Here is a 7,774-nt window from a genome sequence, read left to right as displayed (position 1 = left end):
GAAGCCGAAGCCGAAGCCGAAGCCGAAGCCGAAGCCGAAGCCGAAGCCGAAGCCGAAGCCGAAGCCGAAGCCGAAGCCGAAGCCGAAGCCGGAGCCGGAGCCGAAGCCGAAGCCGAAGCCGAAGCCGAAGCCGAAGCCGAAGCGCCGGTGGAGGAAACACATCCGGCGCCGGAAAAAACTGACGAACGCGTTGTTGAAAAGCGCGGCGGGTTTGTGCCCGCACTGATCGGAGGCATCATCGCCGCGGCAATCGGTTTTATCGCGGGGCGAGCCGACCTGATCCCATCGGGCGAAGCCGACCCGGCCCAGGCTATTGCAGCGCTGGAGGCCAAGTTGGCAGATCAATCCGATCAGATTGCGAAACTTGCCCAGGCGTCTGAAACCTCGGGTCTTACGGATCAAATCAAAGCCTTGTCTGACAAGCTAAGCCCGGTCGAAACCGACTTGGGCGCAGTGAAATCCAGCGTAGAAGCGCTGAGTGCGCAAGTTGGACCGTTATCAGATCGGTTGAATACGCTCGAAGCGAACCCGGTCACCTCAAACGCGTCGCCCGAAGCAACCGCCGCATTTGAGGCCGAATTGTCCAAGCTGCAAGACTCATTGGCAGCGCAGCGGGCTGAGGTTGAAAAGATGGTTGCAGATGCGCAAGCGCTTGAGGCCAAAGCCTCGGCCGAGGCGCGTGCGGCGACCAATGCCGCGATCTTGTCGCGCCTACGTGGTCAGATGGAGGCGGGCGAGCCGTATCAAGACCTTGTGACTGAGCTGAAAGCAGGTGGTGTGGACGTTCCGGATGCTTTGGCCGGCCCGGCAGAAAGCGGCGTTGAAACACTTTCGTCATTGCGCGCGTCTTTTGATCCGGTTGCGCGGACAGCGTTGGCCGATGCCCGGGACGCGGATAAGGGCACAGGCTTTGTCGCCTTCCTGCAGCGTCAGACCGGTGCGCGGTCGGTGACGCCTCAGGATGGGGACGACCCGGATGCCATTCTGTCGCGTGCGCAAGCCGCTCTTGCCTCGGGCGATCTGAACGGGGCGTTGACGGAACTGAAATCACTGCCCGAAGCGGCGCAGACCGCAGTGGCCGAGTGGGAGCAGGCGGCACAGACGCGGGTCTCTGCCGTAGAGGCCGCGAATACGCTCGCGTCCAGCCTGAATTCGAACTGAGGGACCTTCCATGCTGTGGTCATTGTTTAAAATCCTTGTTTTCGTTGCGATTATCGGACTGTTGGCCCTCGGCGCCCAGTTCTTAATGCAGACCAGCGGAGGCGTGCAGATCACTGTCGCGGGAACTGAATACACGCTGGGCCCGCTGCAATCGGTCATCGCGCTGGGCGTGCTGGTTTTTGCGGTGTGGCTGTTCTTCAAACTGCTCAGCCTTCTGATTGCGACGCTAAAATTCCTCAACGGCGACGAAACCGCCTTGTCGCGTTATTTCGATCGCAGCCGCGAACAGCGCGGCTATCAGGCGCTGTCTGACGGTCTGATGGCGTTGGCTTCGGGCGAGGGGCGCGTGGCAATGACCAAGGCGAACAAGGCCGAGAGATTGCTGAGCAAGCCGGAACTGACCAACCTGCTGGTTGCTCAAGCTGCCGAAATGACCGGCGACACCAAGAAAGCCTCAGAGACCTACAAGAAGCTGGTGACCAATAGCGCGACCAGGTTTGTTGGTGTGCGGGGCATCATGAAGCAGAAGCTGGCCGAAGGGGATCAGGACACCGCGCGCAAACTGGCTGAGAAAGCCCTGGCGATCAAACCGCGCCACGAGGAAACGCAGGACGTATTGTTGAACCTTCAGACCAAGGCCCAGGATTGGGCTGGTGCGCGGTCTACTTTGAACGCAAAGCTCAAGGCGGGGTATCTGCCGCGCGATGTGTTTAAGCGGCGCGATGCGGTTCTGGCCCTGTCCGAGGCCAAGGATATCCTGAACGAAGACGCCAGTGTGGAACAGCAGGAACGCGCGATTGAGGCCAACCGTATGTCGCCCGATCTGGTGCCTGCCGCTGCAATGGCCGCGCGGGCCTATATCGAAAAAGGCAAACCCCGCGCCGCAACGAAGATCATCAAAAAGGCGTGGGAGGCTCAGCCGCATCCCGACCTCGCCCATGCGTTTGCCGAGATCGCGCCGGATGAGTCTGCTCAGGACCGGATCAAACGCTTTGCGGCGTTGACCCGCATTCATCCTGAACACCCAGAAACCCGCCTGATCCTGGCCGAGCTGAACATCGTTGCCGAAGACTTCCCCGAGGCGCGCCGCGCACTGGGTGACGTGGTCAAACAGCAGGCAGATGCGCGTGGCTACACTTTGATGGCGGCGATTGAACGGGGCGAAGGTGCTTCGGACGCCGTGGTGCAGGGCTGGCTTGCAAAAGCCCTGACCGCGCCGCGTGGGCCGCAATGGGTCTGCGACAATTGCCAGCATATTCAGGCAGAGTGGACCCCGGTCTGCGACAATTGCGGCAGCTTTGACACGCTCAGTTGGAAGGTTCCGCAAACACCCGAGATCACCAGTGCAACCGGTGTTCACATGTTGCCGTTGATCGTCGGCGCGCTGGAAGACAACTCCGAGACCGAGGACGAGACCGACGCTGGCGAAGCAGAAACAGCGGATGTGATCGAATTGGATGTCGAAACGGTCGACGAAAAGGTCGAGAAACAGGCCTGACACTCCTGGTGGGCAGATGATTGTCCCAACCAATTCCGTTTGCTAACGTCGCCCTCGTGTAGGGGAGGGCACCCAAATCTGAATGTTGGACTATTCGCATAACCCCTGGCTGGTGGCTGCGTCACTGGCTGTGGCGTTGATGGCCGGCTTTACCGGGCTGTACCTGACGCATGGCGCATCGAAACTGGATGATCAAAAGCGCAAATTTGTGGTCGCGCTGGCCGCGGTTATTTTGGGCGGCGGTATCTGGTCGATGCATTTTGTTGCGATGCTGGGCCTGCAACTGCCGATCCTGTTTTATTATGACGCGTTGATCACATTGATCTCAGCCCTTGTGGCGATCCTGATGGTGGGACTTGCGTTGCTGCTGCTGCATTTCCGACCTCGCACGATGCAGACAATGGTGACGGCAGGTGTGATCGTCGGCCTTGGCATTGTGGTGATGCATTATGTCGGCATGGCCGGGATGGAGCTGTGCCGCCCCGTCTATACCTTCTGGGACATTGCGATTTCGACCGTGGCTTCGGTGGTTCTGTCGGTGCTCGCGATCTGGGTGGCCTATGACAACCGTACCCAGCGCAACATTTTGCTGGGCACTGTGTGTTTTGGTCTCGCCGTCTTCACGATGCATTTCGTGGCCACTGGTCTGACCGATTTTGTAGCCAGCGACAACACGGGTGGAGCAGGGCCTGCGCTGAACAATCAGGTGCTAGCGATGGGGGTGACCGTCTCGGTTTTCCTGATTTGTGGGGCTTTCCTGTTGACCGGAATCACCTTCATCGGGCCTCAGCCCGCTGATGTAGCCCCGATGCCAGATCCCGCGCCCGAACCTCAGCCAACGGCGTTGCGCGCAGGTGTTCCGTTCGAGCGCGAAGGACAGACCTTCTTTACAGACGCCGGTAGCGTGGCCGCCATCCGGGCCGAAGGACATTATACGGTGCTGTACATGGGGGGCGAGAAACTCTTCTGTCCCTGGTCCATCACCGAGGCTGAAACGCGCCTGAAACCCGACGGGTTCTTGCGGGCGCATCGCAGTTATCTGGTAAACCCGAAACATGTGTCGAGTTTTGAGCGGCACAAGGACAACGGAACCTGCTATTTCGACGGTGTTGATGCCTTGCCAAAGGTTCCAGTCAGCCGATCCAGACTGACGGACATTCGCGACGCACTGGGCCTATGATCGCAACTCGTGCAGCTTATTCGCAATTCGTGAAACAACCGGCGCGCCCTGTTTCACGCCACTGGCGGCGATAGCGCCGGGTCCTCTTTTCTTACCTCAGGTCCCCCACGGCATACCGCTCGGACCCAGGGAGGAAAACATGATACCAGCCGGTTTTGAGTATCACCGGCCAGGCGACATCGCCTCGGCCATTGGCATTCTGCAAGAACATGGAGACGAGGCGCGCGTGATCGCGGGCGGGCACAGCCTGATCCCGATGATGAAGCTGCGCATGGCAGAGATGGGTCATCTGATCGATCTTCAGGCGATTGATGAGCTGAAGGGCATCGAGGTTGGGTCCGACACTGTGGCTTTGGGTGCCATGGTCACACAGCATGAGCTGATCACGCATGAGGGCCTGGCCGCGGCGATCCCTCTGATCCGCGAAGCGGCGTTACAGATCGCTGATCCGCAAGTGCGTTACATGGGCACTGTTGGCGGCAATGTGGCCAATGGCGATCCGGGCAATGACATGCCGGGTCTGATGCAATGCCTGAACGCGACCTTTCATCTATCGGGCCCGGACGGAGCGCGCGACGTCGCTGCGCGCGAGTTTTACGAGGCGGCCTATTTCACAGCGCGTGAAGATGAGGAAATTCTGACCCGCATCTCCATTCCCGTGCCGGGTGCGGGTGTCGGTCAGGCCTACGAGAAGCAAAAGCGCAAGATCGGCGACTATGCGACTGCGGCCGCAGCGGTGATGGTTGGCAATGGCACAGCCTCGGTCGCAATGACCAATCTGGCCGATACGCCCATCTGGTCAGAAAGCGCAAGCAATGCGCTGGCCGATGGCGATGTAAATGGCTGCGTTGCGGCAATGCTCGATGCGATCGACCCGGTAGCCGACAACCGCGGCCCCGTCGAATTCAAAAAACACGTGGCCGCCGTGATGCTGCGCCGCGCCATCGACCGTGCGCAGAATCGCGCGGGTTGAGGGGAGGAAACCATGTCAAAAATGCACGTCAAACTCACCGTGAACGGCAAAGAAGTCGAAGGGCTGGCTGAACCGCGCACGCTACTGATCCACTTCTTGCGGGAAGATTTGAAAATCACCGGTCCTCACATCGGGTGCGAGACCAGCCATTGCGGGGCCTGCACCGTGGATATCGACGGTAAGTCCGTCAAATCCTGCACCACCTTTGTGGCGCAGGTAAACGGAGCCGATATCACCACCGTCGAAGGCCTCACCAATGACGATGGCAGCCTTGGCGTTTTGCAGGAAATGTTCCGAGAACATCACGGATTGCAATGCGGCTTCTGCACGCCGGGGATGATTACTCGAGCGCATCGCTTGCTGCAGGAAAATCCGAACCCGACCGAAGAAGATATCCGCTTTGGCATGGCTGGAAACCTGTGCCGCTGCACCGGCTATCAGAATATCGTTAAGGCGATCTCGGCCTCGGCTGACATGCTGAACGCTCAGAAGGAGGCTGCGGAATGAACGACCAAACTCTGACCCCCGAAGAACGCGCCGCCAATCTTAAAGGGATGGGTTGCGCCCGCAAACGCGTGGAAGACGTGCGTTTTACACAAGGCAAAGGCAATTATGTCGATGACATCAAACTGGACGGGATGCTGTTCGGCGCCTTCGTCCGCTCGCCTTATGCCCATGCCCGCGTCGTCAGCGTGAATAAAGACGCCGCGCTGGCCGTGCCCGGTGTGGTTGCCGTGTTGACCGCCGAAGATCTCGCGCCATTGGGCTTGCATTGGATGCCGACACTGGCGGGTGACAAGCAGATGGTTCTGGCAGATGGAAAGGTTTTGTTCCAGGGCCAGGAGGTTGCTTATGTCGTTGCTGAAAACCGGTATATCGCAGCAGACGCGGCAGAGTTGGTCGAGGTTGAGTACGAAGAACTACCCGTCCTGACCGACCCGTTCGAGGCGTTGAAATCAGATGTGGTCCTACGTGAAGACCTGGAGGGTCAGACCGAGGGTGCCCATGGGCCGCGCAAGCATCACAATCATATCTTCACCTGGGAACAGGGCGACAAAGACGCGACTGAGGCCGTTCTGGGTGAGGCCGATGTGGTCGCCGAAGAGATGGTTTACTACCACCGCACCCACCCTTGCCCGCTGGAAACCTGCGGATGTGTTGCCTCAATGGACAAAGTGACCGGCAAGCTGACGCTATACGGTACCTTCCAGGCTCCGCACGCGATCCGCACCGTCGTGTCGCTGATTTCTGGTCTGGCTGAGCACAACATCCGGGTGATCAGCCCCGATATTGGCGGTGGTTTCGGCAATAAGGTGGGGGCTTATGCGGGCTATGTCTGCTCGGTTGTCGCCTCGATCGTCACTGGCCAGCCGGTGAAATGGGTCGAAAACCGGATGGAGAACCTGATGTCCACCGCGTTTGCCCGCGACTACTGGATGCAGGGCAAGATTGCGGCCACCAAGGATGGCAAGATCACCGGCCTTTGGTGCCATACGACCGCGGATCACGGTGGGTTTGACGCTTGCGCCGATCCGACGAAGTTCCCTGCCGGATTCATGAATATCTGCACCGGGTCCTATGACATCCCAACTGCCTATCTGGCCGTGGATGGGGTCTATACCAATAAAGCTCCGGGCGGGGTCGCCTATCGCTGTTCGTTCCGGGTAACCGAGGCGGCGTATTTCATTGAACGCATGATCGAGGTTCTGGCGATCAAGCTGAACATGGACGCGGCTGAACTGCGTCGGATCAACTTCATCAAGGCCGATCAGTTCCCGTATCAGTCCGCGCTGGGCTGGGAATATGACTCGGGCGATTATCACACCGCTTGGGACAAGGCGCTGAAGGCCGTGGACTATGAAGGTCTGCGGGCGGAACAGGTGCAGCGGGTTGAGGATTTCAGGGCCGGAAAGACCCGCAAACTGCTGGGTATTGGTCTGACGCACTTTACCGAGATTGTTGGCGCTGGCCCGGTGAAGAACTGTGACATCCTCGGGCTGGGGATGTTCGACAGCTGCGAAATCCGCATTCACCCCACGGGTTCAGCCATCGCGCGGCTGGGGACGATCTCTCAGGGCCAGGGCCATGCCACGACCTTTGCCCAGATCATCGCCAGTGAGATTGGCCTGCCCGCCGATGACATCACGCTGGAGGAGGGTGATACCGATACGGCTCCTTATGGTCTTGGAACCTATGGGTCTCGGTCGACACCTGTGGCCGGGGCTGCAACGGCAATGGCTGCCCGCAAAATCCGCGCCAAGGCACAGATGATCGCGGCTTACCTGCTTGAGGTCCACGACAATGACGTCGAATGGGATGTGGATCGCTTCGCCGTCAAAGGCGCGCCCGAGCGGTTCAAGACGATGAAGGAAATCGCCTTCGCCGCCTATAATCAGGCCATTCCGGGGCTGGAACCTGGTCTGGAGGCCGTCAGCTATTACGACCCACCGAACATGACCTATCCGTTCGGAGCCTATATCTGCGTCATGGAGATCGACGTGGATACCGGCGAATGGGACGTTCGGCAGTTCTATGCGCTCGACGATTGCGGCACCCGGATCAACCCGATGATTATCGAGGGGCAGGTCCACGGTGGCGTGACTGAAGCGCTGGCCATCGCTATGGGACAGGAAATTGCCTATGATGAGATGGGCAATGTGAAGACCGGTACGTTAATGGACTTTTTCCTGCCGACCGCGTGGGAGACGCCGAACTATACGACCGATCATACAGTCACGCCCTCTCCGCACCATCCCATTGGTGCAAAGGGTGTGGGCGAAAGCCCGAATGTTGGCGGTGTGCCGGCGTTCTCGAACGCGGTTCATGATGCCTTCCGGCCCTTTGGACTTGTCCAGAGCCATATGCCGCATGACCATTGGCGGATCTGGAAGATTGCCAACGGGTTGGGGATGCACGGGTGATTGGGTTTGGATCGGCTTGACCGATCCGACCGAGGCAAGGG

At 59.3% G+C, this 7,774-nt stretch carries 6 protein-coding genes; all 6 read left to right on the top strand.

All coding sequences use genetic code 11. The features are described 5' to 3' along the window. Window positions 1-1,161 (top strand): COG4223 family protein (locus ACR0EL_RS18015; protein WP_480501438.1); only part of this gene is annotated, 1,161 nt, incomplete at its 5' end. Window positions 1,162-1,171: 10 nt separating this feature from the next. After that, window positions 1,172-2,659, top strand: coding sequence for a heme biosynthesis HemY N-terminal domain-containing protein (locus ACR0EL_RS18010; protein ID WP_480501437.1), 1,488 nt, complete (start codon window positions 1,172-1,174; stop codon window positions 2,657-2,659). 82 nt (window positions 2,660-2,741) lie between these two features. Next, window positions 2,742-3,839: an MHYT domain-containing protein gene (locus tag ACR0EL_RS18005; RefSeq protein WP_480501436.1), complete on the top strand. Its 1,098-nt coding sequence runs from the start codon at window positions 2,742-2,744 to the stop codon at window positions 3,837-3,839. A gap of 139 nt (window positions 3,840-3,978) precedes the next feature. Continuing rightward, a complete protein-coding gene (locus tag ACR0EL_RS18000; protein WP_480501435.1) occupies window positions 3,979-4,812 on the top strand; it encodes an FAD binding domain-containing protein in 834 nt (277 codons plus the stop codon). A 12-nt stretch (window positions 4,813-4,824) separates the two neighbouring features. Beyond that, window positions 4,825-5,319 carry a (2Fe-2S)-binding protein gene (locus ACR0EL_RS17995; protein WP_170473684.1) on the top strand — a complete coding sequence of 165 codons (495 nt, stop codon included), beginning with the start codon at window positions 4,825-4,827 and terminating at the stop codon, window positions 5,317-5,319. Continuing rightward, on the top strand, window positions 5,316-7,733 hold the full coding sequence (locus ACR0EL_RS17990; protein WP_480501434.1) for an aerobic carbon-monoxide dehydrogenase large subunit: 2,418 nt from the start codon (window positions 5,316-5,318) through the stop codon (window positions 7,731-7,733). Before ACR0EL_RS17995 ends, ACR0EL_RS17990 begins: the two co-directional genes overlap by 4 nt. Window positions 7,734-7,774: the final 41 nt, after the last annotated feature.

Source organism: Ruegeria sp. AH12 (assembly GCF_056541465.1).
Note: the sequence above shows the minus strand (reverse complement) of the source record. Positions and strands in the feature narration are given on the sequence as shown.

Bases quoted from the DNA above. Each gene is read 5' to 3' on its own strand.
- ACR0EL_RS18000 (WP_480501435.1), top strand. From the start codon at position 3,979: ATGATACCAGCCGGTTTTGAGTATCACCGGCCAGGCGACATCGCCTCG.
- ACR0EL_RS17990 (WP_480501434.1), top strand. From the start codon at position 5,316: ATGAACGACCAAACTCTGACCCCCGAAGAACGCGCCGCCAATCTTAAA.
- ACR0EL_RS18005 (WP_480501436.1), top strand. From the start codon at position 2,742: ATGTTGGACTATTCGCATAACCCCTGGCTGGTGGCTGCGTCACTGGCT.
- ACR0EL_RS18010 (WP_480501437.1), top strand. From the start codon at position 1,172: ATGCTGTGGTCATTGTTTAAAATCCTTGTTTTCGTTGCGATTATCGGA.
- ACR0EL_RS17995 (WP_170473684.1), top strand. From the start codon at position 4,825: ATGTCAAAAATGCACGTCAAACTCACCGTGAACGGCAAAGAAGTCGAA.